The organism is Pseudomonas psychrophila HA-4, from assembly GCF_000282975.1.
Taxonomy (GTDB): domain Bacteria; phylum Pseudomonadota; class Gammaproteobacteria; order Pseudomonadales; family Pseudomonadaceae; genus Aquipseudomonas; species Aquipseudomonas psychrophila_A.
Genome location: NZ_ALJC01000093.1, coordinates 110,503 through 134,041, shown reverse-complemented (window position 1 = coordinate 134,041; position 23,539 = coordinate 110,503). Strand labels below are relative to the sequence as shown.

Sequence of the window (23,539 nt, the reverse complement as noted above, 5' to 3'; positions counted from 1 at the left end):
CGTGCCTCCGTGCAAACAAGGAGACACTACATGGCTATTGGGTTGTCCCAGATTCAAACTATTGTCCTGGAAATAAAAGCCGGGACCGGTTTTGAAAAAAACCGTCCGGGCCTGATAGCCAACGCCGGGAACACATCTCCCTTAACCCACGCTGCTGTGCAGGCGTTGCGCGCATGACCACGCTAACGCCGGGAGCAAACGCTGCCGTTAATCCTGGCACCTTGAGCGTTACTGTCAGCTACAGCCCTGTGCCGGGTGCTGATCTGGACGTCTCGGCGTTCCTGCTTAGCGAATCGGGCAAGGTGCGTGGCGACAACGACCTGTGTTTCTTTGGCCAGCAGAGCGTCAGCGATGGTGCTGTGAAGCTGGTTGAGTCTGCTCCCGGCCGTGCAGTGTTCAGCCTCAATCTAGAGGCGATTGATGCGGCCATCCAAAAAGTCGCATTGACGGCGACCATTTACGAAAACAAGGCCCAGTTCTCCTCATTCGCACCACTCAAACTTTTGGTGACCGGGGGTATTGAAGCGCCGATCCCGACGCAAGGCATGCAAGAAACCGCGCTGATCCTCGGTGAGTTCTATCGCCGTCAAGGTGTATGGAAATTTCGCTGCGTCGCACAAGGATTTGCCGGTGGGCTGGCGCCTTTGGCCGAACACTTCGGCGTTGAAATTGCCACCGCTGCTCCCGCAGCGAATCCAGTACCCGCCATCACTCCTGCACCGCCAGCACCGGCACGCACAGTCAATTTGTCAAAGGTCACCCTCGACAAGCAGCGCCCGACCATCAGCCTTGCTAAAAAAGACGGTGATTTCGGCGAGATCAAAATTAACCTCAACTGGAATCGCGCCCCACAGAACAGCGGTGGTGGTTTTTTTGCCTCGCTGCTCGGTAAGTCGGGTGGCATTGATCTGGATGTGGGTTGCTTGTACGAAATGGAAAATGGTCGCAAGGGCGCAGTCCAGGCGTTGGGCAATGCGTTTGGTAATTTTGTTGACGAGCCGTTTCTTCAATTGATGGGCGATGACCGGACTGGGTCAGTAAGTGACGGTGAGTGGCTGCGGGTCAACGGCAAGGAGTGGCGCAAAATGCGCCGGGTGTTGGTGTATGCGTTCATTTACGAAGGTGCGCCTAACTGGCAGGCAACTGACGGTGTTATCACGCTGTACATCCCGGGCGAACCGCCGATTGAAGTACGCCTGAGCGAAGAGGGCGGTAATAAGGGCATGTGCGCCATCGCCTTGCTCGAAAACGTGGGTGGCAGCGTCAAGGTCAATCGCAAGGTCGAGTTCTTCAAGGGCCATTCCGACATGGACAAGGCATTTGACTGGGGCATGCGCTGGGCCGCCGGGTCCAAGTAAGCACTGTGTAACAGGCCACCTGCCTAGGCAGGTGGTATTCCCTCAATCTTTGACAAGGCGACGACCATGCTTGAATGGCTGAAAACCAACGCAACGGCTGCCCGAGACAAGCTCTCGTCAGAAGTCAGCAAGTTCAAAAATCGCGAATTCATGGAGGCTGTGGTCTCTGGGTGCGCGCTGGTCGCGGCTGCTGATGGCGACATCAGCAGTGATGAAAAACAGAAAATGATCGGGTTTATTCAAAACTCGAAAGAGTTGAAGGCGTTTGACGTTAAAGACGTGATCACGTCCTTCAATGAGGTGTGTGAACAATTTGAATTTGATCAGCAGATCGGTCGGGCTGTAGCGCTGAAGTCGGTCGGTCAGCTACGTAAAAAAGAAGATGCGGCTCGTCTGTTGGTGCGTGTTTGTTGTGCCATCGGCAGTGCGGACGGCAACTTTGACGAAAGTGAGCGGGCTGTTTGCCGCGCTATTTGTAATGAGCTGGGGCTAAGCCCCGGCGATTTTGATCTCTGAGGGCATCATGGAAAACACGGCAATTGGCTTTCCGCCAACGACCATCGCTGTATTTGTGGCTTTGGCGGTCATTGCTTTGGCAATCGACCTGTTTACCCACAAAAGCGATAAACCGGTCACTTTGACCAACGCGGCCGTCTGGTCAGTTTTTTGGGTACTGATCTCGCTCGCCTTTGCGGGCTACCTGTACTACGCGCATGGGCCAAGTGTGGCCAGCTTGTTTGTCACCGGTTATGCGCTGGAAAAAGTCCTCAGCGTCGACAACCTGTTTGTGTTCATGGCGATCTTTGCCTGGTTCAAGATCCCCGATGTGCTGCGTCACCGCGTGCTGTACTGGGGCATCATCGGCGCCATCGTATTCCGCCTGATCTTCGTGGCCATTGGTACCGGCCTGCTGGCGTTTGGTCCGTGGGTTGAAGTGCTATTTGCAGTGATCGTCGCCTGGACTGCAATCATGATGTTGCGCGGCAACGAAGAAGATAAAGACGAAGATTACTCAAAGCACATCGCTTATCGGTTTGCGAAAAAGCTGTTTCCGGTTTGGCCAAAGCTGCACGGACATAACTTCTTTGTGTCGCGCAAAGAGCTTGAAACAGAGATCACCAAACCTGAAAACAAAGGCATGACCTTGGTCGGCAAAGGCGCCTTGTTCGCGACTCCGCTGTTTCTGTGCGTGGTGGTGGTTGAAGTGTCAGACATCCTGTTTGCTTTCGACTCGGTGCCCGCTGTTATCGCCGTGAGCCGTGAACCGTTGATTGTGTACTCAGCCATGATGTTTGCGATTCTCGGCTTGCGGACCATGTACTTCGTACTCGAAGCCCTTAAACGCTACTTGGTGCACCTGGAAAAATCGGTGGTCGCATTGTTGTTCTTTATCGCTGCCAAGCTGGCGCTGAATGCAACCAACCACCTGTTTGGCCATGGCATCAGCATTGAACCCAACACCAGTCTGTTGGTGGTGTTAGTGGTATTGGCGATCGGTATCGTGGCCAGCATTATTTTTCCAGGTAAAGAAGAGCAATCGGACGTTAAAAAAGACACGAATGCTTGAACACGCGTTAGGAGGGGGGGGACTGATGGCACTTCCCCGTTCTAAAGGCCGCAGCCAGGAAACATACGGTGAACGTGCTCGTTATGACTTGGCTAAACGCGAGGGTAGGGCATTTTAATCTGCACCCATTTAACTATTCATATAAGGGTTCATGAACATGGCAGTAAGTCTGAGTAAAGGCGGCAATGTCTCCTTGACCAAAGAAGCACCGGGCCTGACAGAAGTGATTGTTGGTTTGGGTTGGGATCCGCGAGTAACGGATGGCGCGGAGTTCGATCTGGATGCCTCGGTGTTTATAGTTGGCGAGAGCGGCAAAGTGCTGAATGACGGTAGCTTTGTGTTCTACAACAATAAAACTTCGCCGGACGGCAACGTGGTGCACCAGGGCGACAATCGCTCGGGCGCAGGCGAAGGTGACGATGAGCAAGTCAATGTTAACCTCGCGGGCTTTGCTCCTGAAACCAAACGGCTGGTGTTTGCGGTGACCATCCACGAAGCAGACAGTCGCAAGCAAAGCTTTGGTCAAGTTTCGAACGCTTACATGCGTGTCGTGAACAAGGCCAACGGTAAGGAGTTGGCACGCTTTGACCTGAGTGAAGATGCTTCGACTGAAACCGCCATGATCTTCGGCGAGCTGTACAGCCATAGTGGCGAATGGAAGTTCAAGGCTATCGGTCAAGGCTTTGCGGGCGGTTTGGGTCCGCTGGCTAAAGATTACGGCGTAAACCTGGGTTAACTCTCCCCCCTGATATCTGGTAGTAGCGAGCTCGCCTCGCGATCTTTTGAGCTTTAAGAGCGCGCGGGGTAATCGACTGTCTATCTGCATTTCCTAAACTCAAAGGGTTCTTTTTCACGCCATGAATCAGACTCTACTAAACCGATAAAAATTTAATTCGCACGTTCTTCTGAACATTTAACTGCGCAACGTATTGCGCAGTTAAATAAGATTTCTAGGTGGGTGAGGTTCTACAGGCCAACGTAATAAAGGCCCGTGTGCCAAAGTCAAAGCGCTGATTAAACGCTCACCTAGACGTGCAATCACTTAAGTTGTTGCCGAGATGAATACCCGTTAGAACATGAACGGATATTGCGCCATTACAGGTTCTGAACCCACATGGCCCCAGCCGCCCCTAGCATCATCAGCGCTGCACCTCTGAACAAAAAATGTTGCGCACGCTGGCTGGCGAGCACATGGCGAATCCGCACCGCGCCCAGTACAAACAGGCCGCCGACAATGAACAGCACTGCAATGGTCAGCGGCACAAGCATGAGCCCCCAGGTGTGCAGTGACACCGACTCCAGATTAATGACCAGCGGCAGCAGCGCGAGATAGAAGGCGATGGTCTTCGGGTTGCCCAAGGTGATGGTTAGGCCGGACAGCCAGGCGCTGAACAGTTCCTGTTTGTTGATCGGCCGACCTGCCGACACCGGCTGCGGTTTTGCCCACCAAAATTGCCACGCCAGGTAACACAGGTAAATCGCCGCGCACCCGCGCACCACTACAAATAAGGCGTCGAAATAGTGGGCAATCAAGCTGAGGCCGAACACGGCGAAAGACAGATAAATCAAGTCCCCAACAATTAATCCCACTAACAAACTGAAGCCGAGCAGCGCGCCACCACTGACGCTTCGTGCAACGAGGGCAGCCATTCCTGGGCCAGGAATAGCCGCTGCAATACCAAGGGCAGCGGTGTAAGTCAGCGCTTGAGAAAGTGCGAGCATGAGTTGAATTCGTCCAAGGGTGATTTTTTTGTGTGAATAAGCATATCTCCGAGGCAAGGGTTAAATTCGTCTGTTTGTGTTGTTGAATGGCTTAATTTGGGTCAGATTTACCGCTAAAAACTAATGGATAGGTATTTATGACCGAGCAGACGTTAAGTGCTATCGACGCCAAAATTCTTGCTGCTTTGCAGCAGGATGGACGCACCACCAATCAGACGTTGGCAGACGACATCGGCATGTCGGCTTCGCCTTGCTGGCGCCGGGTGCGGCAACTGGAAGAGCACAAGGTAATTCAGGGTTATCGCGCGGTGCTGGATAGACGCAAGATCGGCCTCGGCGTTTTAGTGTTTGTGCGGGTCACGATTGATCGACACAGCGAAGTTGAAGCGCGCAAGTTTGAGCAGGAGGTCATGGCCCTGGAAGACGTGGTGGCTTGCTATAGCATCGGTGGCGATGCGGATTTTTTATTGCAGGTGGTCTCGCGTGATCTGGACACATTTGCCGACTTTGCCATGTCGGTCATTCGGCGCCTAACCGGGATCAAAGAAATGCAGAGCATGTTTGTGCTCAAGGAAATCAAGCCGTTTGTGTCTTATCCGGTCAAAGGTCCCAAGGACTGATACCGCTCGCAGGCGCCTTTAATCAGGTTCCTAAGACAACGTATCTCTTGTGAGAAATTATTTGCGGTTCACCTGATCTCCCACTAAGCCCTTTAAACCGCTGTTTTAGCGTCGGCGCATACGCAGCGGGCGAGGACGCGTACCTGCCATTTAAAGAATGGGGGATTGACGATAATATTATTAGTTGTACGATGACGTACGACACAGCGGAAGCGCTGCCGTCTTTTTCATCACAATAAGCTCCTAGGGTGTTCGAATAATGAATCCACAAGAACTGAAGTCCATCCTCTCGTCCGGCCTACTGTCTTTTCCGCTAACCGATTTCACCGCTCAAGGTGACTTCCACCGTGAGGGCTACATCAAGCGTCTGGAATGGCTGGCCCCGTATGGTGCTTCAGCCCTGTTCGCGGCAGGCGGCACCGGTGAGTTCTTTTCCCTGGCGGCCAGCGAATATTCGCAGGTGATCAAAACCGCCGTCGATACCTGTGCCACCAGCGTGCCAATTCTGGCCGGTGTTGGCGGTTCGACGCGTCAAGCCATCGAGTACGCACAAGAAGCCGAACGTCTGGGCGCCAAAGGCCTGCTGCTGTTGCCGCACTACCTGACCGAAGCCAGCCAAGATGGCGTTGCCGCCCACGTTGAAGCCGTGTGCAAGTCGGTCAAAATCGGCGTCATCGTTTACAACCGCAACGTTTGCCGCCTGACCGCGCCGCTGCTGGAGCAACTGGCCGAGCGCTGCCCGAACCTCATCGGCTACAAAGATGGTCTGGGTGACATCGAACTGATGGTCTCGATCCGCCGCCGTCTTGGCGACCGTTTCAGCTACCTGGGTGGCTTGCCGACAGCCGAAGTCTACGCTGCGGCTTACAAGGCGCTGGGCGTGCCGGTTTACTCATCGGCGGTGTTCAACTTCATCCCGAAAACCGCAATGGATTTCTACCACGCCATTGCCCGCGAAGATCACGCCACCGTCGGCAAGATGATCGACGACTTCTTCCTGCCGTACCTGGACATCCGCAACCGCAAAGCCGGTTACGCGGTGAGCATCGTCAAGGCCGGGGCCACCATTTCTGGTTATAGCGCAGGCCCGGTTCGCACCCCGCTGACTGATTTGTTGCCAGAAGAATACGAAGCCCTGGCGGCCTTGATCGACAAGCAAGGTCCGCAGTAAAGAATTCCAAAGGCCGCTGATCAATCAGCGGCCTTTTGCGTTAGGAAATCGTCTCGTGTTAGACAGAGCAACCTTCACCCGCACATAACAATAATTCCTTAAAAGGCGGCGTCATGACGTTGATTGAACATTCCGATTCGCCGCGCACCATCCAACTGCATGCGCTGGATAACGTGGCGGTGGTGGTGAACGACCAAGGCGTACCGGCTGGGACTGAGCTTGCCGATGGCCTCATTACCTTGGATTTTGTGCCGCAGAGCCACAAGGTCACGCTGGTCGACATCGCCGAAGGTGGCGAAGTCATTCGCTATGGCCAAACCATCGGCTACGCCTTGCAAGCGATCCCCCGTGGCAGTTGGGTCAATGAAGACCAGTTGCGCATGCCTACTGCGCCGCCGCTGGACAGCCTGCCGTTGGCCACCGAGACACCGGCCGCGCAGGCGCCGCTTGAAGGCTTCACGTTTGAGGGCTATCGCAACGCTGACGGCACCGTCGGTACGCGCAATATTCTGGGTATCACCACCACCGTGCAATGCGTGACCGGGGTGTTGAACCATGCGGTCAAGCGTATCCGCGACGAACTGCTGCCCAAGTACCCGAATGTCGACGAAGTCGTGGCCCTGACCCACAGCTACGGCTGCGGCGTGGCGATCAGCGCCACCGACGCCTACATCCCGATTCGCACCGTGCGCAATCTGGCGCGCAACCCTAACTTGGGCGGCGAAGCATTGGTTATCAGTTTGGGCTGCGAGAAATTGCAGGCCGGGCAAGTGATGCACGACAACGACAGCTCGGTGGACCTCAGCGAGCCGTGGTTGTACCGCCTGCAAGATGCCAGTCACGGCTTTACCGAAATGGTCAAGCAGATCATGGCGCTGGCCGAAACCCGTTTGAAAAAGCTCGATCAGCGCCGCCGCGAAACCGTGCCGGCGTCCGAGCTGATTCTGGGCATGCAATGCGGCGGCAGCGATGCGTTTTCCGGGATCACCGCTAACCCGGCACTGGGTTACGCCTCAGACTTGTTGCTGCGGGCCGGAGCGACCGTAATGTTCTCCGAAGTCACCGAAGTGCGCGACGCCATTTACCTGCTGACCTCACGTGCGCAAAGCCAGGAAGTTGCCCAGGAACTGGTGCGTGAAATGGACTGGTACGACCGTTACCTGGCCAAAGGCGAAGCGGATCGCAGCGCCAACACGACCCCGGGCAACAAAAAAGGCGGGTTGTCGAACATCGTCGAAAAATCGCTGGGCTCCATTGTTAAATCCGGTAGCAGCGCGATCAATGGCGTGCTTGGCCCAGGCGAGCGTTTCAAACGCAAAGGGCTGATTTTTTGTGCGACGCCAGCCAGTGACTTTGTCTGCGGAACCTTGCAGCTGGCGGCCGGGATGAACCTGCACGTGTTCACCACCGGGCGCGGAACGCCGTATGGCTTGGCGATGGCGCCGGTGGTCAAAGTGTCGACCCGCACCGAACTGGCCCAGCGCTGGCCGGACCTGATTGACATCGATGCCGGGCGTATTGCCACCGGGCGGGCGAGCATCGAAGACCTGGGTTGGGAGCTGTTCCACTATTACCTGGATGTGGCCAGCGGCAAAAAACGCACCTGGGCCGAACAGCACAAACTGTACAACGACATCACCCTGTTCAACCCAGCACCGATTACCTGAGGCGTTGATTAACGAGCCATATAGTCGCTACGCGTTGAAGCTCACTTACCCCGCGACTTACACGGATAACCATCCGGGCCGACGGTACCATGACAGGCGCGTTCGGCTGGCAAGTCGTCCACAGGCTCGATCAGGTGATTGCGATTGTCGGCATCGCGTTCTAGGTCAAAGGCGTCATACAACGTGCCCGCTGCCGTATAGCTGCGCACTTTGAGGCTTGCGTTCTGGACGTCGATAGTTTGATACAGCTGGGTTTCTTCGGCGCTGCGATCCGGTTGCAGTTGGGCGCGGTCATTGAGGCCATACATCTTCGAACCCGCCACCGACACCATATACACCGGCCCCTGAACCTGACCTCCTGCACGGGCCAGGCTGGCGGCTTCACGCCCGGCTTCGTGGGTGACGCGGCTGTAGCAATGGTCATGACCCTGCAATACCAAATCGACCGCGTACTGCTCGAACAGCGGTTTCCATGCGGCCTTCAACGGCTCGGTATCTTCGGGGCGAGCGCAGGTGAATACGGGTTGGTGATTGACCACAATGTTCCAGCGCGCCGGGCTGTTTTTCAGGCTCTTCTCAAGCCATTCGGTTTGCTTGGTCAACGTGCCCATGTCGAGCGCCGCAGTGCCATCCAGCACGATAAAACGCACGCCTTGGTAATCAACAAAATAAGTGGTGTTCTTCAAACCCGGCACGCCGTTGTCCGGCAACGCAAACTGACGGCTCCAGTGCGGGCTCAGGGTGCGGCCTTCAGTGCCGTCAGGGTTAGTGCTGTCCAAGTATTCGTGATTACCAATAGCGACGACTTGGGGAAGCATCGCGTAGTTGTAGCCGCCTGCCTGATTCCATTCGCCCCATTGATCGTCGTGTACCAAATCATCGCGTTGCGAAACTAAGTCCCCTGCATGCACGACCAACGCCGGATTAGCCACACTGTGCAGCGCCTGACGAATACTGCGCGAGGCCAACGACAAGATGTCGTTCTGCATATCGCCCATGTAGATAAAGTTAAACGGTTTGAACGCTTCGGTCGGGGTATGGAACTGCAACCATTCGCTCCAGCCTTCGGCACCTTTGACGCGGTACACATAGGCGGTGTCTGGCTGCAAATCATGTAGGCGCACTTGATGGTAAAGGGCTGCACCGTTTTCGGTGTCTAGGCTCACCTGTTTGCCTTCAAGTAAATGAGCTGCCTTGTCCAGTTGTGGGCCATCGAGCGCTATTGCCAACTGCAACTGAGACGCTTGCTGGCGCGTATCGGTGCGAAAGGTCACGGCCATTTCCCGAGCGGGATTGGCGCCGGGGGTCAGCACAATACGGTCTGCCAGACCGCTGGCGGCATAAGGTGTACCGGGTGAGTGCGGCAGAGGTGAAACGGATTGGGCGCAAGCACAGTTGATCACTGAAAATAGCGCGAGAGCCAATAACGTTGGGCGAATCATGGAGCCTCCTTGAGTGGCGAACTGCGCCCAAGGAAACAAAACCCCGTGACATCGAGATGACAGCAGGGGGTCGATACAGCTCGGTTTTAACCGGTTTCTGACGTCTCTAAAGACGAGGATGACTAAACGTTGAAGGCTAGAGGGTCGTTTAAGATCAAACCTCAGGCGCGCACGCCTTTATTAAATGGGCTAAAACGGTCAGTGCTATGTGCAGGGTTTTATGTCCGCTGGAATGAGCTGTAAGAGTTGGAAAATTATTGCGTAAGAATTATCGATTAATTATGTAAGGCCATTCCCAAATTTATAGATAGGGTTACATGGCCACTAGCACGTTTGCCCTAATGAGTTTCAATGCTGGCGCTGATAGGATTTCGCCTTATTTTGTCGTCTTAATTTTTTGGTTGTGGTTTTGCACCGTGCGTTTGCGGCGACCGTACGGGCTATTTAATGCCCGCATTTATTTAGAAAAGTGCGAAGCTTTTTAACGGATGAGTAAGCCCTAAACGATGCCTGAATACTTTACCGCTGCGGCACGGGATGGCACGTCCAGGCTACGTAATAACGCCGAGACATGAATGCGTACGGTGAAGGGCGAAATCTGTAATTCCTTGGCGATTTCTTTGTTGGTCTTGCCGTTAGCGATCAGGCGCAATACCTCTTTCTGGCGTGCGGTGAGCACATTCGTCTGTAGCGGTAACAGGCCCGAAGGTGAAAACTTGACCACTACATTGCCTTCTCGGATCGCCAGTAACGCCTGACCTATTTCGTCCGGGGCAATGTTCTTGCCGATAAAACCATCAACACCCAAGGTCATCACCTGTTCTATTAACAAGGGATCATCGACCATTGACACCACAATCAATGCAGTGCGCGGCAATTGCTGTCTCAACTCGCTCAATTGGCTCATGCACGTTAAACCTGGAAAACGTAGGTCGAGAATCAGAGTGTCAACGGCTTCGCCTGTTTGGATTAATGCCTTAACCGCCTCAAAGTTGTCGGCTTGTTCCAACGTTGCCTTGGGTAGCAGTCGCTGCACAGTGCGCACCATAGCCTCTCGGAACATAGGGTGGTCGTCGGCAATGATAATTCTGCATGACATACTTTTTTTACCTGCATTAGCGTTGTTTTGGGGCCTAACTTGGGCGTCGCGCCGAGCGGTGATGAGTAGCGCTAATTGATGACACATCGGCTACGCCGTTAAGGATGTTCTGCATGACGTTCGAGAAAAACACCGAACTCGACCAAGCCAATTTGCGCATTATTGTGTCTAGCTGCGCCATTGTGTATATCAGCGCGTTGGGTTTTCTGCCCGGCCATCAGGTGGGCACTTATCTGCCCGTCATTCTTTATTACATCGTGTTTCTGTTAGCGTCGATTGGCTTTCGCTATGTCATCGCTCTGTGGCCGGGGCATTACCCCGCGCGGCGAATCTTGGGGATGGTTCACGATTACACCGGCACCTCATTCGGGCTCGTCGTCGGCGCCGAAGCGGCGTTGCCTCTCTATGCGGTAATGGTCTGGATCAACCTTGGCAACGGCATGCGCTATGGCTCACGCTACCTTGCCATTGCGACGGGGTTAGCGTTGCTGGCGTTGATGATTGTCTACTGGCTAACGCCTCTGTGGCAGGCGCAACCGTTTATGGTGTTGATGCTGATGATCACCAGCACGGTGATCCCGCTGTATGCTCACCTGTTACTGGAGCGTACGCGTAAAGCATCGGAAGAAGCCGTTGCCGCCAATCTCGAAAAATCGCGTTTTCTGGCCCAGGCCAGCCATGACTTGCGCCAACCCATTCATTCTATTGGCTTGTTCACCGCCTGCCTGCGTGAGGCTCGCCTGGGGGCTGAAGAGCGCCGATTGGTGGACAGTATTGACCGCTCGCTACTCAACGTATCGCAACTCTTTCGCTCAATTCTCGATCTTTATACGCTGGACAATGGCCGCGTTCTGCCCCGGTATCAGGCCTTGAACCTGGGGGATTTTTTGGCCGATCTGGCGCGCCAGAATGTTGAAGCTGCGCGCTGGGCCGGAGTTGAGTTGCACGTGCGGCCTTGTTCTTTTTGGGTGCGGGCTGACCCGGTGCTTCTTACTACGATGATTCAAAATGTACTGTCCAATTGTTTCAAGTACGGAGCCCGGCGGCCGGTGCTGATTGGCGTGCGCCCACGCGGTAAGGGACTTGCCATCGAGGTTCATGATCAGGGGTGCGGGATTAACAAAGAACATTTGCTTAAAGTGTTTGAAGAGTTTTATCGCGTCCGTCATCAGCGCGATAAAGATGTTGAAGGCGTTGGCCTGGGCCTTTCTATCGTTAAGCGTGTGGGGCAGTTGATGGGCCTTGATGTTGCTATCCGCTCGCGTGTGGGCCATGGGACGTCCGTGTGTGTGTATGGTCTTGTTCGGGTAAAACCGCCGCACAACCTCAATATTCAAGGCGACGTGTATGTGGCCGGGCTGTTGACTGGATTAAAAGTGTGTCTGGTAGAGGATGATCGCAACGTGTTGCTGGCCACTCAGGCGCTGTTGGAGCGTTGGGGGTGTGTGGTGCAAGCCGAATCGACTGGACTGAACCTGGTCAGCGACTGTGACGTTATCATCGCAGACTATGATTTGGGCAACCACGCCACAGGCATTGAGTGCATAGAACATGTGCGTCAACAGCGGGGTTGGGCGGTGCCCGCGTTGATACTTAGCGGGCATGATGCAGAGATGATCCAGGCGCAGTTGCACGAGTGTCAGATAGCCATTCTTTCAAAGCCCGTCCACCCAACTGAGTTGCGAGCTACTTTGCGTGAATTTAGTCCTAGCCCCTTAAACGCCGAATAATCGAGCGCAGATACATTTTTCGTATAGCGCCTAGTCTTTGGTGCAATGGGCTCCTAACCCCATCCCCATAGAGGCAAGGGCAACCATAGGGCCACTCGGCAGTTGACAGGTGTATGCCCCAGCATCGGTTTTAACCGTGAAGAAGGTGGTGTTGAAGTCGTTGCGCACGTTTGAAATGCTGGTTATTGGCTTGCCAATAGTGGTTTGAGCCCGCTCCTTAAGATTATTTTCCGAAGGCTTGACGACTTGGCAGCCACTCAGGCCGAGGGCCAATGCGCTAAGTATTGTAAGAGCTGTTAGTGTGTAAAACGACTTCATATAAACCTTCTTTATATTTATTGAATGATCGCTAATTAGCCGACAAGCACTTGCCTTGTCCGCACGTCGCGATGACTTCTTAATTGGACGGGATTGATAGTTGAAAAAGAGTAGTGTTGCGCGCGGTGAGTGGCAATTAGGGCGAGTGTACTAATGGCTATTCGCCGTTCGTGATGGAAGGCGCAGTGTTTAAATGATCGTTAAAAGACCTGTTATTGGGCGACGACTTTCATATATTCAGAGTGTTGCAAATACCGGCTTGGCACTTCGCCTAATACTTTGCGAAATACGCTGGTAAACGCACTGGGGCTGCTGTAGCCCAAGTCGGTTGCGACCCGCGTAACAGGCTCGCCGTTACCCAGACGGACCACCGCCGCCAATAAACAGGCTTGTTGGCGCCATTCAACAAAACTGATGCCGGTTTGTTGGCGAAAAAGCCGGGTGAAGGTGCGACGGCTCATGCCCACCTGCCGGGTCATGTCATCTATCCCTATGTCCAGCGACGGGTGTGCCAGCAGAGTGCGGCAGGCCAGCGCGAGTCTAGGCTCGTTGGGAAGGGGCGCATTGAGGGATAAGGGCGCCATGGCGGCGATTTCGTGCAGCAGCAAACGCATCAGCAGGCCGTCACGCTGAGCTTCGTCGTACAGCGCAGGAATATATTGGGCTTGCAGCAATAACTGACGAAGCAAGGGCGACACGCCGAAGACCTGGCAGTGAGCGGGCAGGGCGAGTTGCCCGGCAGCAGGGTTAGTGATGTAGGTGTTGAGCATGGTGACCGGCCCGGCCATGGTCATTTCGTGGGCGACCCCTGCCGGTACCCAGATAGCCCGTTGGGGCGGCACCACCCAATTGCCTTGCTGGGTGAACACGGTGATCACGCCGCAGGCGGCATAGGCAAATTGACCGCGCTGATGGGTATGCAATGCAAAGTGCTGCCCGTCGCGGTAGTCATTGGCCATGACCACTGCATCGCGGGGCGTGTTTTCGTAAGGGTCTATCTGAGTTTTGCGCATGGCCCGAATTTAATGACTTATGACCTTATAGTGCAAGCGGGCCTACACTCCTTTTGTTCATAGTGGCGACCGGTTGGTGCATACAGCCACCAGCGCTGGTTATTGGACGTAGAACACTGTGCAAAAAAAACACCTGATTTTGGCCGTTTTAGTCACGGCGATCTGGGGGCTCAACTTCCCCATTACCAAACTGGGCCTAGCAGCGGTTGATCCGCTATTGCTGACGGCACTTCGATTTACCTTGGCGGCGCTGCCATGGGTGTTTTTTGTCAAACGTCCGCAGATCGCCATCAAGTGGCTGGCGGCGTATGGACTGATTTTCGGCGTTGCGATGTGGGCGCTGATCAATCTGGGCATCGAAATGGGGGTGCCGCCCGGTACTGCTGCGCTGCTGATCCAGTTCAGTGCTTTTTTCACCATGGTCTGGGGCGTGTTGCTGTTTCGCGAACACCTGAGCCTTGGGCAGAAACTGGGGCTAGGACTCGGAGTGATGGGGCTGATCAGCATTATTGCGGCCAGCCCCGGCCATGGGACAACCGTGGGCTATGGCTTGCTGGTGGTCAGTGCGTTTAGCTGGAGTGTGGGCAACATCATCATTAAGCAGTCGCGGGCTCGAGAAATATTTGCCTTTGTGGTCTGGGCCAGTCTGTTCCCGCCGCTACCGTTGCTCGCGCTCACGTGGTTGGCGCACGGGAGCGCGCCGTTTGTCAGCGTCGTATCGCACGTTGAGTGGGTGGCGCTGTTCTCGCTGTTGTTTCAGGTGTATGCAGCGACGCATTTTTGTTACTGGGGCTGGAATTTATTACTCAGGGAATACCCGGTATCAAAGGTGGCACCCTTGTCGTTATTGATCCCGGTGTTCGGGGTTGTGGGCTCAATGCTGATACTGGGCCATCAGGTTGGGGTGAGCGAAGGAGTATCGATGGGGGTTATTTTGCTGGCGCTGGTGGTGGGGATGTTGAGGTGGCCGCGCCTGCTTCGCAGTCGGACGTAGCCTTGCAGAACGGCGGTCCTGCGGCTCGCATCGCAGCCTTCGTGCCTCGTCAGCGGCTACAGGCTCTGAATCAGGAAGTAAACGCTCTGGCACGTTGCGGTGCGGGCTCTTCGTGTTTGATCGGTTGCTGCCAGGCGAGCTGCGTCTGCACATCACCGACGGCATCCAACACGCGCTGCGCCCAGTTCTCATCTTCGGGATGGACGACAACAACGCGAAAGCCGTGATCATGGCCTTCAAGCTTTACCCCCTCGGAGTCATCGACATGCAAGTCGATGTCGAAGGCGGGTGGGAATTTCGAGGGGGAGTTTTCAAAGCCGTGGGCAGCCAGGGCATGGCCATGCCTAACACTGTTGACCACGCCGTCAACACGAATGCCGTGCAGCAACAGCCAGCGACGAATGTAAGACGGGGTCCGGCCGGACGAGGTGTAGACCCAGATGCTGCAACCCTGGCGGCGCAGTTCACGGGTCAGGGAGCGCGTTCCGAACCGCAACGGCTCACCCAGCCAGCGATGAACAAAGTCGGGCAGCCAGCTTTCTTCAATGTCGCAGTGGTGGAGTTGGCAAGCTAAGGTGTCATCGATATCAAACGAAATACGGATGCGCTGGGGCTTGAGCAGGCTGGTGGGGATGCCGCATTGTTTGGCCAGTCGGCTAGCGGCTGACCGGTATTTGGCGAGCATAAGGTGCCTGCTCATCAATGACCTCCTTGCTGGGCGATCAAAGGTGTGTCCTTTAGAAAAAACTTCGAGGGAGCAGGTGCTTGCTCCTCCAGAAAGGCTGCGTATTTTTTCTTGATCTTGGGCAATTCGTACAATGCCTTGATGCCATGTTTGGCAGAGTTGCGGATGACCGAAGAGGGGTTGAAGTAGCCCTCGGCGTTTTCCAGTGTCAGTACGAACGGCGACAAGCCTTCGCGCATGAGCAAATAGCTGACGATGAGTGACCCGCTGCGGTTATTGCCTTCGATAAACAATTGCGGCTCGCTAAGGATTCGTACATAAACACCGGCAGCGCGTTTCCAGACTGATTCGTTGCGGTGTGCGCCGTACCAATTGAACAAGTCCTTTATCCCTCCCTCAACGTTGTTGAAGAAGTGTTCCTCGGTTGCCAACAGGTGCTGAGCGTATTCCTCTCGTCCTGCCGGGTCTCGGCCACAGAGAACAGTCGCATTGATCTCCAGCATCAGGTTCAGTTGCTGAAGATCAAACAGGTCAACGCCACGTGCGACATAGTCGTCAATCAGCGCGTAGCCTTCAACTACATTGAGCAGCACTTCGTCAGTCAGAGGATCACGTTGCTCGGTAAAGTGCTGGCTGAGCTCGGCAAAGCGGCTCTGTACCTTACGCAGGGCGTGTTCAATTGCTGGCAAATCAAGACGATGCGATGCAGGCATTGGCGTTCCTGAAAAACGGTGTTCGAGAATGAAAAACGACCGTACGTCCGACAACGCCTCTGGGCATTTGGCGCACGTACAGTCTTGAGCCGCTAACGATTGTTTAGCTGAACTTACCGGTGATGTAGTCACTGGTCATTTGTTCACGTGGGTTATCGAAGATCTGGGTGGTCGGCCCCATCTCAACCAGGTACCCGGTGCGCGTGCCTTGCGAAATATCCACCGAGAAAAAGGCCGTAGTATCCGCCACACGAATGGCTTGCTGCATGTTGTGGGTCACCAAAGCGATGGTGTAGTCCTTCTTCAACTCGACCATCAGCTCTTCAACACGGCGGGTAGCGATCGGGTCGAGTGCTGAGCAGGGCTCATCCAGCAGCAGCACTTCAGGTTCGGTCGCGATGGCGCGAGCGATACACAGACGTTGTTGCTGACCACCGGAAAGCGACAAGCCGCTAACCTTGAGCTTGTCTTTGACTTCATCCCACAGTGCGGCGCCTTGCAGAGCGTGTTTGACGCGGTCGCCAATGTCGCCCTTGTAGCGGTTGAGGCGCAGGCCGAAGGCGACGTTGTCGAAGATACTCATCGAGAACGGGTTCGGCTGTTGGAACACCATGCCGATGTAGCGGCGCACCACTACCGGGTCAACGCCCTTGCCATACACGTCTTGTCCGAGGAAATGCACGTGGCCCTCAAAGCGAAACCCTTTGACCAGGTCGTTCATGCGGTTGAGGCTGCGCAGCACAGTACTTTTGCCGCAACCGGAAGGACCGATGAAGCCGGTGATCTTGTTCTTTTCAATCGGCACATGGCTGTCACGAACTGCCAGGAAGTTGCCGTAGAAAATCTTGTCCAGTTTGCAGTCCATGACCACAGGTGCCTGGGTGATAAACGGAGCGGCTATTTGCGCAGATGATACGTTCAAAATTCAGATGCTCCCGTTCTCAATACTTGGGCTTGCCGAAAATACGGCTGACGATATTCACGACCAGTACGATCATTACCAGTACCAGCGAGGCCGCCCATGCGAGCTCGAGCTGGTTGTCGAAAGGCATACCGGAGAAGTTGTAAATCAGTACGGCAAGCGACGCCGTCGGATTCATCACTGCCAGGCTGCCGTCGTGGAAGATCCAGTAGTTGCTGAACAGCGCGGTAAACAACAAGGGTGCGGTTTCGCCGGCGGCACGTGCCACGGCCAGCATGACGCCTGTCAGGATGGCCGGCATGCCGGTAGGCAATACGATTTTCCAGATCACCTGCGAGCGGGTGCAGCCCATGCCGTAGGCGGCGTCCTTCATGATTTTGGGCACCATCTTCATCGACTCTTCAGCCGTCAACACGACGATGGGCAGCATCAGTACCGCCAGTGCCACGCCACCGGCTGGTGCTGAGTAGGTTCCAGTGGTCATTACCACCAAGGCGTAGGCGAATACACCCGCCAAAATGGAAGGCAGACCTGTCAGCATCTTCGCGGCAAAGCGCGAGGCGTTTGCCAGTTTGCTGTCGGGGCCCAGTTCCGCGAGGAACACCGCGGCCATGATGCCGACAGGAACCGCGATGGCGGCCGCAATGCCGACCATCACAAACGTACCGGCTAGGGCGTTGCCGAAACCGCCACCGGTCTCGAAACCCGTGGGAGGCAATTCGGTGAACACTTCGAGGCTCAGACGGGCGCCGCCGCGGGTGATCAGCATGTAGAGCACTGAAATCAGCGGCACGCTGGCGATCAGTGCGCCTGCCCAGACCAGCGTGGTCAACACCAGACTACGCAGAGCGCGGCCTTCAAACTTGCGCTGCAAGCTCGGTAAGGCGGCTATTGGGGACGTGAGGTTTGTCATTATTTGTGACCCCGCTGGGCGTAAAGCATGATCATGGAACCGAGGACGTTGACCAGCAGTGTGATGAACATCAGCACCAGAGCGGCGTACATCAATACTTCGATCTCGTTGGGGCCGGCTTCAGGGAAGTTCAGCGCCAACAAGGCCGCCAAGGTATTGGCCGGTGCAAACAGAGAAAGCGAAATGTTGTTGGCGTTGCCTACCAGCATCGCCAGCGCCATGGTTTCACCCAGCGCGCGACCCAAGCCGAGGACCAGAGAACCGAAAATGCCGGTGGCAGCGGAGGGCACCATCACCTTGAGAATCGCTTCCCAGTGGGTGGTTCCCATGCCGTAGGCGGCTTGCTTGGTTTTCATCGGTACGGCGGTGAGGGCGTCCTGCGAAACAGCAGCGATGGTTGGCAGAATCATGATCGCCAGTACCAGCGCCGCAGGAAGCAGTCCTGGGCCGCTCAACGACGTACTAAAAAAAGGTATCCAGCCTAGTTCGCTGTTCAACCATGCTGTGAGCGGTCGAATCGCCGGGATCACCACGTAAATCCCCCACAGCCCGTAGACCACGCTTGGGATGGCGGCGAGTAATTCAACGATGGTGCGAAACACAGCGGCTAGCTTGGCTGGCAAGAAGTCCTGGGTCAGAAAAATCGCCATGCTGACGCCGAAAACACCTGCGATCAACAGTGCGATCAGGGCGCTGTAAAGCGTGCCCCAAATAGCTGGCAGAATGCCGTACTTGCCTTGGTTGACGTCCCAGACGCTACCGAATATCACGTCAAAACCGTGTTTTTCCATACCTGGAAGGGCTTTGCGTCCCACCTCGAACACCAAGGCGAAGACCAACGCCAGAATCAGTACCACCCCTATTCGCGAAAGCGCGCGGAAAGTGCGATCAACCAGAAAGTCCTTCGCAGAGGGCGGTTGGCAGGCAGAGTCCGGGTTAACCGGTACGACAAATGGTGTGTTCATTGGCTAATTCCGGAGCAGGGGGGAAACTCACTCGGCATGGCTGAGCGCACATGCCGAGAGAGGCCTCACGAGCGTTACTGGATGTTGGCGGAAGCTTTGCGAACTTGTTCAACAACCGATTTCGGCAGTGGGATGTAGCCCATCGAGTCAGCAATTTTCTGACCTTCAGTCAGGCTGTACTCGACCATCTCACGCATGGCCTTGGCTTTAGCAGGGTTGTCGTTGTGCTTGCGGAAGATCATCCAGGTGTAGGAAGTGATCGGGTAGGACTTGGCGCCATCCGGATCTGGCAGCCAGGACACCAGGCTTTCCGGCATCTTCACAGCAGCCAGTGCTTCGGCACCGCTTTCGGCGTTAGGCACGACGTAGTGGCCGGCCTTGTTTTGCAGTTGAGCGAAATCAACTTTAGCCAGTTTGGCGAAGCCGTATTCGATGTAGCCAATCGCGCCTGGAGTCTGGCGTACGGTGGCGGTCACGCCATCGTTCTTCGGCGATTTGATGAACTTGTCGCTGGCTGGCCAGTTAACTGTGTTGCCTTCGCCCAGTTCCTTCTGGAACTCTGGGTTGATGGAGGCCAAGTGCTTGGTGAATACAGCGGTAGTGCCGCTGGAGTCAGCGCGCACAACTACAGTGATCGGCATATCCGGCAGTTTCAGGCCTGGGTTAGCGGCAGCGATCTGTGGATCGTTCCAGTTGGTGATCTTGCCCAAGAAGATGTTTGAGTACACATCACGTGGCAATTTCAGCTCTTTAGGATTGCCCGGCAGGTTAAAAGCCAGAACGATCTCACCGGCGGTCATTGGCAGCAGTTGCACGCCTTCTGCAACCTTGGCGATGTCTTCGTCTTTCATGGCCGAGTCACTGGCGGCGAAATCAACGGTTTTGTTCAAAAAGTCTTGTACACCCGCACCGCTGCCCTTGGACTGATAGTCCACGGTGACGCCAGGGGTTTTCTTGCTGAAATCCTTGAACCAAGTCAGGTAAATCGGAGCCGGGAAGCTGGCGCCGGAACCTGTCAAACGTACACTTTCAGCAGCAAAAGACATTGAGGTTGCACAAAGAGAAACCGCAACGGCCAGTGCAGCAGACTTCATTAAACTTTTCATCGAAGGAGTTCCGTGTGAGATCGGGCCCGAGAACTTTGCAACAATGATGTGACACTTTTATGAATGGCGAATATTCCTACAGGATCATCAGCGCCATGAATGGCCCTCGATCAGGGGCTTTCGCTCACTCAAACGAGCGGTTTACCTCACTCCTGTGCCTAATCCTAATGGTGGAATCTGCTGCTTTGATCGACGCCAGGGCGCCTTGGTGGGGCAGAGTCGAGTGACGGGGGAAGGGTGTAAAACCTAGGTCGGACAATTTACTAGGGGCTGTCGATGTCTTTTTGAGGGTTATGGGGTCATTTCCACTCAATTAATTCGATTGATCCGGCGCTCGCACAGTGACCGCTTGTATGACGTCAGATGCATGCCTAGCAGGGGTTGGTACGAAGCATATCAATCGGCTATTAGCCCATTTGTGTTAGTTATCCCGTACTTTTGCAATGATAGAGTCAGGCTTTAAGTGTGGCGCGGAGAAGTATTTATGTTTAGCAAACTGAGTCGGTTGTGTCTGGTTATAGCGATAGTTCCCGTTATTTTGGTTGTTAATGGGTGTCGTGTTATTGCTCAGGAACGATGGATGGGGAGATCTGATCAAGAGGCCTTGAATTTGTTTGGTAAGCCGTCTTCGGTCAAGAAGACGACGGGCATAAACGGAGAGGAACTTGTTGTTTTAACATGGGAAAAATCTTCAAGCTGGACAAACACAGAAGCGGCAGGCACTTCCATGGCGCATACGGGGAATGGGATGGTTTACACGGAATATTATCAAACGGTTGGTCATAGTTCTGACTGTACGATTGAAGCAGTCGTCAATAAGGCTGGATCTATTGTGGATTTCAAGATTGATAACGGACGTATTGTCAGTAATAAATGTAAGAACATACCGTATGTGCCGGGGTACATACCTCCGGGGTTTTAGGGGCGAAGGCGTCAGAAGCAGTAAGCCAGCGATTACGCCATCATCATCGTCGACTATGAAGTGGGCAACCACGCAACGGGCATCGCATACACCCCGATATTGTGGTTGGGCGGTGCCAGACTTGACACTCAGCGGGCATGACACCTATAAAAGCCGAGCGCCGTTACGAGAAAACCAGATCGCTATCCCCTCCTAACCTGTCGTATTACGCACCTAGGCCCATACCCATGGCGCCGAGAGCACCGTTAGGGCCTCCGTTGCAGGCCGTACATCCCACCATGAATATGACTAATGTTTCAGTGAAATCAATTCATTGTCCCTCATGCAATGGCTCAGCATAGAATGCGTCTTAACGAAAGACACTATCAATGCAGCTAATTAAAAAATAAAAAAATGCAGTAGGTAGTGTAAGTAAGGCCAGGGCTGGATCAGGCTATCTCAAAATTAAGGTGTCGGATAATCATGAGCGAAGATTTTACATTTACGATTAAGAGTATTTGTTTTGATGAGAATTATCAGCCCTCGGACAATACGCGGACTACCACCAACTTTGCCAATCTGGCGCGGGGGGAGAGTCGCCAAGAGAATTTGCGCAACACACTGACGATGATTGATAACCGTTTTAATGCGTTGGCGCACTGGGATAATCCTGAGGGCGATCGTTATGCTGTCGAACTTAACATTATTTCTGTCGAGATGGATGTTGCTGTCGAGAACAGTGGTGATGCCATCCCTTTGATTGAAATACTAAAGGCGACTATTGTTGATCGTAAAACCAATGAGCGCATTGACGGTGTTGTGGGGAACAATTTCTCCTCTTACGTCCGTGACTATGACTTTAGTGTTCTGTTGTTAGGTCACAACAAAGGCCGGGCTGAATTTAGCATTCCAGACGACTTTGGCGATCTGCACGGGAAACTGTTTAAGTGTTTTGTGAACTCAAGTGCCTACAAAGAGCATTTTAATAAACCGCCGGTGATATGCCTCAGCGTTTCGAGCGCGAAGGTCTATCAGCGCACTGAAAACCTGCATCCTGTATTGGGTGTTGAATACCAGCAAGATGAATACTCGTTGACGGATGACTATTTCGAGAAGATGGGCCTGAAGGTTCGTTATTTCATGCCTCCCAACAGTGTCGCGCCTTTGGCATTCTATTTTGCCGGTGATCTACTGGGCGATTACACCAATCTTGAACTCATTAGCACCATTAGCACGATGGATACGTTTCAAAAAATCTACCGGCCTGAAATTTACAATGCGAACTCTGCCGCTGGGAAATTTTATAAGCCAAGCTTGAAGCATCAGGATTATTCATTAACTCGAATTGTTTATGATCGAGAAGAGCGCAGCCAACTGGCTATCGAACAGGGACGGTTTGTTGAAGAGCACTTTATCAAGCCCTACCAAACGACGCTTGAACAGTGGTCCGCTAGTTACGCTCTCTGATTTATTAAAAATACCAGGCTATCTATTATGAAAAAGTTGTTACCGACCTCCACTGCTGGCAGCTTGCCTAAACCTTCTTGGCTAGCACAACCTGAGACACTTTGGTCGCCTTGGAAGTTGGAAGGCGAGGCGTTGATTGAGGGTAAGCACGATGCCTTGCTGTTGGCACTGCAAGAACAACAACACGCTGGGATTGATATTGTCAGTGACGGTGAGCAAACACGACAGCACTTCGTGACGACGTTTATTGAGCACCTTAGCGGCGTTGATTTTGAGAAACGAGAAACCGTTAGAATCCGTGATCGCTATGATGCGAGCGTACCGACGGTCGTGGGTGCTGTTACTCGGCAAAAGCCGGTGTTTGTTGACGATGCCAAATTTCTGCGTCAGCAAACCCAGCAACCCATTAAATGGGCTTTGCCAGGCCCTATGACGATGATCGATACGCTTTATGACAGCCATTATAAGAGTCGCGAAAAGCTGGCCTGGGAGTTCGCTAAAATCCTCAATCAGGAAGCCCTCGAGTTAGAAGCTGCCGGTGTAGATATTATTCAGTTTGATGAACCCGCCTTTAATGTGTTCTTTGATGAAGTGAATGATTGGGGAGTGGCAACCTTAGAAAGAGCCGTTCAAGGCCTTAAGTGTGAAACGGCTGTGCACATCTGCTATGGCTATGGCATCAAGGCCAATACCGATTGGAAAAAAACGCTGGGGTCAGAGTGGCGACAATATGAAGAAGCGTTCCCCAAGCTGCAAAAATCCAGTATCGATATCATCTCGCTGGAATGTCATAACTCTCATGTCCCCATGGACCTTATTGAACTGATCCGTGGTAAGAAAGTGATGGTCGGCGCTATTGATGTGGCATCGCATACCATCGAAACGCCCGAGGAAGTCGCTAACACTCTGCGCAAAGCACTTCAGTTTGTGGACGCTGACAAGCTCTATCCTTGCACCAACTGCGGCATGGCTCCACTGCCTCGCCGAGTGGCGAGAGGCAAGTTAAATGCGTTAAGTGCTGGTGCAGAAATCGTCCGCAGAGAACTGTTGAGTTAGTACCCAGTTGACGTCGTAAGAGGTGTCTAGGGAGCTGAAGCGGTCGGTGCACAATTATCGGGCTGCTTCAGGCCTTCCTTAGCCCTTTCGAGTTGCATCCCATGGTTAGG

The 23,539-nt window shown here is 54.0% G+C and carries 24 protein-coding genes; 13 read left to right on the top strand and 11 right to left on the bottom strand.

Annotation, left to right across the window (positions count from 1 at the left end; all coding sequences use genetic code 11):
* Positions 1 to 30 precede the first annotated feature (30 nt).
* The 5 genes from B347_RS26590 to B347_RS0114815 all read left to right on the top strand — a co-directional run bounded on the left by B347_RS26590 (position 31) and on the right by B347_RS0114815 (position 3,661).
* The gene (locus tag B347_RS26590; RefSeq protein ID WP_019410479.1) at positions 31 to 177 is read left to right on the top strand and encodes a hypothetical protein; all 147 of its coding nucleotides are present in this window, start codon (positions 31 to 33) and stop codon (positions 175 to 177) included.
* Positions 174 to 1,358 carry a TerD family protein gene (locus B347_RS0114830; RefSeq protein ID WP_019410478.1) on the top strand — a complete coding sequence of 395 codons (1,185 nt, stop codon included), beginning with the start codon at positions 174 to 176 and terminating at the stop codon, positions 1,356 to 1,358. Before B347_RS26590 ends, B347_RS0114830 begins: the two co-directional genes overlap by 4 nt.
* Positions 1,359 to 1,424: 66 nt before the next feature.
* Positions 1,425 to 1,874, top strand: a complete 450-nt coding sequence (locus B347_RS0114825; RefSeq protein WP_019410477.1) for a tellurite resistance TerB family protein — start codon at positions 1,425 to 1,427, stop codon at positions 1,872 to 1,874.
* A 7-nt stretch (positions 1,875 to 1,881) separates the two neighbouring features.
* Positions 1,882 to 2,925, top strand: coding sequence for a TerC/Alx family metal homeostasis membrane protein (locus B347_RS0114820; protein WP_019410476.1), 1,044 nt, complete (start codon positions 1,882 to 1,884; stop codon positions 2,923 to 2,925).
* Positions 2,926 to 3,082: 157 nt separating this feature from the next.
* Entirely contained in the window at positions 3,083 to 3,661 is a 579-nt protein-coding gene (locus B347_RS0114815) for a TerD family protein (protein WP_019410475.1), read from the top strand.
* A 359-nt stretch (positions 3,662 to 4,020) separates the two neighbouring features.
* On the opposite strand, the gene B347_RS0114810 is transcribed toward B347_RS0114815, so the two are convergent.
* Positions 4,021 to 4,647, bottom strand: a complete 627-nt coding sequence (locus B347_RS0114810; protein WP_019410474.1) for a LysE family translocator — start codon at positions 4,645 to 4,647, stop codon at positions 4,021 to 4,023.
* 137 nt (positions 4,648 to 4,784) lie between these two features.
* Between B347_RS0114810 and B347_RS0114805 the strand changes: the two genes are divergently transcribed.
* The 3 genes from B347_RS0114805 (at position 4,785) to garD (ending at position 8,105) form a co-directional block, all read left to right on the top strand.
* Positions 4,785 to 5,267 (top strand): Lrp/AsnC family transcriptional regulator, encoded by a 483-nt coding sequence (locus tag B347_RS0114805; protein WP_019410473.1) that lies wholly within the window; start codon positions 4,785 to 4,787, stop codon positions 5,265 to 5,267.
* A gap of 259 nt (positions 5,268 to 5,526) precedes the next feature.
* Entirely contained in the window at positions 5,527 to 6,438 is a 912-nt protein-coding gene (gene kdgD / locus B347_RS0114800) for a 5-dehydro-4-deoxyglucarate dehydratase (RefSeq protein ID WP_019410472.1), read from the top strand.
* A gap of 113 nt (positions 6,439 to 6,551) precedes the next feature.
* Entirely contained in the window at positions 6,552 to 8,105 is a 1,554-nt protein-coding gene (gene garD / locus B347_RS0114795; protein ID WP_019410471.1) for a galactarate dehydratase, read from the top strand.
* Positions 8,106 to 8,146: 41 nt separating this feature from the next.
* Here garD and B347_RS0114790 read toward each other — a convergent pair whose 3' ends face one another.
* Both B347_RS0114790 and B347_RS0114785 read right to left on the bottom strand, forming a co-directional pair.
* Complete coding sequence (locus B347_RS0114790) at positions 8,147 to 9,547, bottom strand: purple acid phosphatase family protein (RefSeq protein ID WP_019410470.1); 1,401 nt, start codon at positions 9,545 to 9,547, stop codon at positions 8,147 to 8,149.
* A 499-nt stretch (positions 9,548 to 10,046) separates the two neighbouring features.
* On the bottom strand, positions 10,047 to 10,646 hold the full coding sequence (locus B347_RS0114785) for a response regulator transcription factor (protein WP_026014209.1): 600 nt from the start codon (positions 10,644 to 10,646) through the stop codon (positions 10,047 to 10,049).
* 113 nt (positions 10,647 to 10,759) lie between these two features.
* Between B347_RS0114785 and B347_RS0114780 the strand changes: the two genes are divergently transcribed.
* Positions 10,760 to 12,376, top strand: coding sequence for an ATP-binding response regulator (locus tag B347_RS0114780; RefSeq protein WP_019410468.1), 1,617 nt, complete (start codon positions 10,760 to 10,762; stop codon positions 12,374 to 12,376).
* Between the two features lie 30 nt (positions 12,377 to 12,406).
* Here B347_RS0114780 and B347_RS0114775 read toward each other — a convergent pair whose 3' ends face one another.
* Positions 12,407 to 12,694, bottom strand: a complete 288-nt coding sequence (locus tag B347_RS0114775) for a hypothetical protein (protein WP_019410467.1) — start codon at positions 12,692 to 12,694, stop codon at positions 12,407 to 12,409.
* 212 nt (positions 12,695 to 12,906) lie between these two features.
* Positions 12,907 to 13,707, bottom strand: a complete 801-nt coding sequence (locus B347_RS0114770; protein ID WP_019410466.1) for an AraC family transcriptional regulator — start codon at positions 13,705 to 13,707, stop codon at positions 12,907 to 12,909.
* A gap of 118 nt (positions 13,708 to 13,825) precedes the next feature.
* Here B347_RS0114770 and B347_RS0114765 point away from each other — a divergent pair, with 118 nt between their 5' ends.
* Positions 13,826 to 14,701: an amino acid metabolite efflux pump gene (locus B347_RS0114765; protein ID WP_019410465.1), complete on the top strand. Its 876-nt coding sequence runs from the start codon at positions 13,826 to 13,828 to the stop codon at positions 14,699 to 14,701.
* 70 nt (positions 14,702 to 14,771) lie between these two features.
* Here B347_RS0114765 and B347_RS0114760 read toward each other — a convergent pair whose 3' ends face one another.
* From B347_RS0114760 to pstS, 6 genes are all read right to left on the bottom strand, one after another.
* A complete protein-coding gene (locus B347_RS0114760; RefSeq protein WP_019410464.1) occupies positions 14,772 to 15,401 on the bottom strand; it encodes a hypothetical protein in 630 nt (209 codons plus the stop codon).
* Positions 15,401 to 16,099: a hypothetical protein gene (locus tag B347_RS0114755; RefSeq protein WP_019410463.1), complete on the bottom strand. Its 699-nt coding sequence runs from the start codon at positions 16,097 to 16,099 to the stop codon at positions 15,401 to 15,403. The genes B347_RS0114760 and B347_RS0114755 overlap by 1 nt, the downstream gene beginning before the upstream one ends.
* 103 nt (positions 16,100 to 16,202) lie before the next feature.
* The gene (gene pstB, locus B347_RS0114750) at positions 16,203 to 16,964 is read right to left on the bottom strand and encodes a phosphate ABC transporter ATP-binding protein PstB (protein WP_019410462.1); all 762 of its coding nucleotides are present in this window, start codon (positions 16,962 to 16,964) and stop codon (positions 16,203 to 16,205) included.
* Between the two features lie 76 nt (positions 16,965 to 17,040).
* Positions 17,041 to 17,934, bottom strand: a complete 894-nt coding sequence (gene pstA / locus B347_RS0114745) for a phosphate ABC transporter permease PstA (RefSeq protein WP_019410461.1) — start codon at positions 17,932 to 17,934, stop codon at positions 17,041 to 17,043.
* Entirely contained in the window at positions 17,934 to 18,899 is a 966-nt protein-coding gene (pstC, locus tag B347_RS0114740; RefSeq protein WP_019410460.1) for a phosphate ABC transporter permease subunit PstC, read from the bottom strand. Before pstC ends, pstA begins: the two co-directional genes overlap by 1 nt.
* Positions 18,900 to 18,973: 74 nt before the next feature.
* Positions 18,974 to 20,005, bottom strand: coding sequence for a phosphate ABC transporter substrate-binding protein PstS (pstS, locus tag B347_RS0114735; RefSeq protein ID WP_019410459.1), 1,032 nt, complete (start codon positions 20,003 to 20,005; stop codon positions 18,974 to 18,976).
* Between the two features lie 484 nt (positions 20,006 to 20,489).
* On the opposite strand from pstS, the gene B347_RS0114730 reads away from it, so the two are divergent.
* The 3 genes from B347_RS0114730 (at position 20,490) to B347_RS0114720 (ending at position 23,429) form a co-directional block, all read left to right on the top strand.
* Positions 20,490 to 20,927 (top strand): hypothetical protein, encoded by a 438-nt coding sequence (locus B347_RS0114730; RefSeq protein WP_033387793.1) that lies wholly within the window; start codon positions 20,490 to 20,492, stop codon positions 20,925 to 20,927.
* Positions 20,928 to 21,389: 462 nt separating this feature from the next.
* Positions 21,390 to 22,373 carry a DUF1852 domain-containing protein gene (locus B347_RS0114725; RefSeq protein ID WP_019410457.1) on the top strand — a complete coding sequence of 328 codons (984 nt, stop codon included), beginning with the start codon at positions 21,390 to 21,392 and terminating at the stop codon, positions 22,371 to 22,373.
* Between the two features lie 27 nt (positions 22,374 to 22,400).
* A complete protein-coding gene (locus B347_RS0114720) occupies positions 22,401 to 23,429 on the top strand; it encodes a methionine synthase (protein ID WP_019410456.1) in 1,029 nt (342 codons plus the stop codon).
* Positions 23,430 to 23,539: the final 110 nt, after the last annotated feature.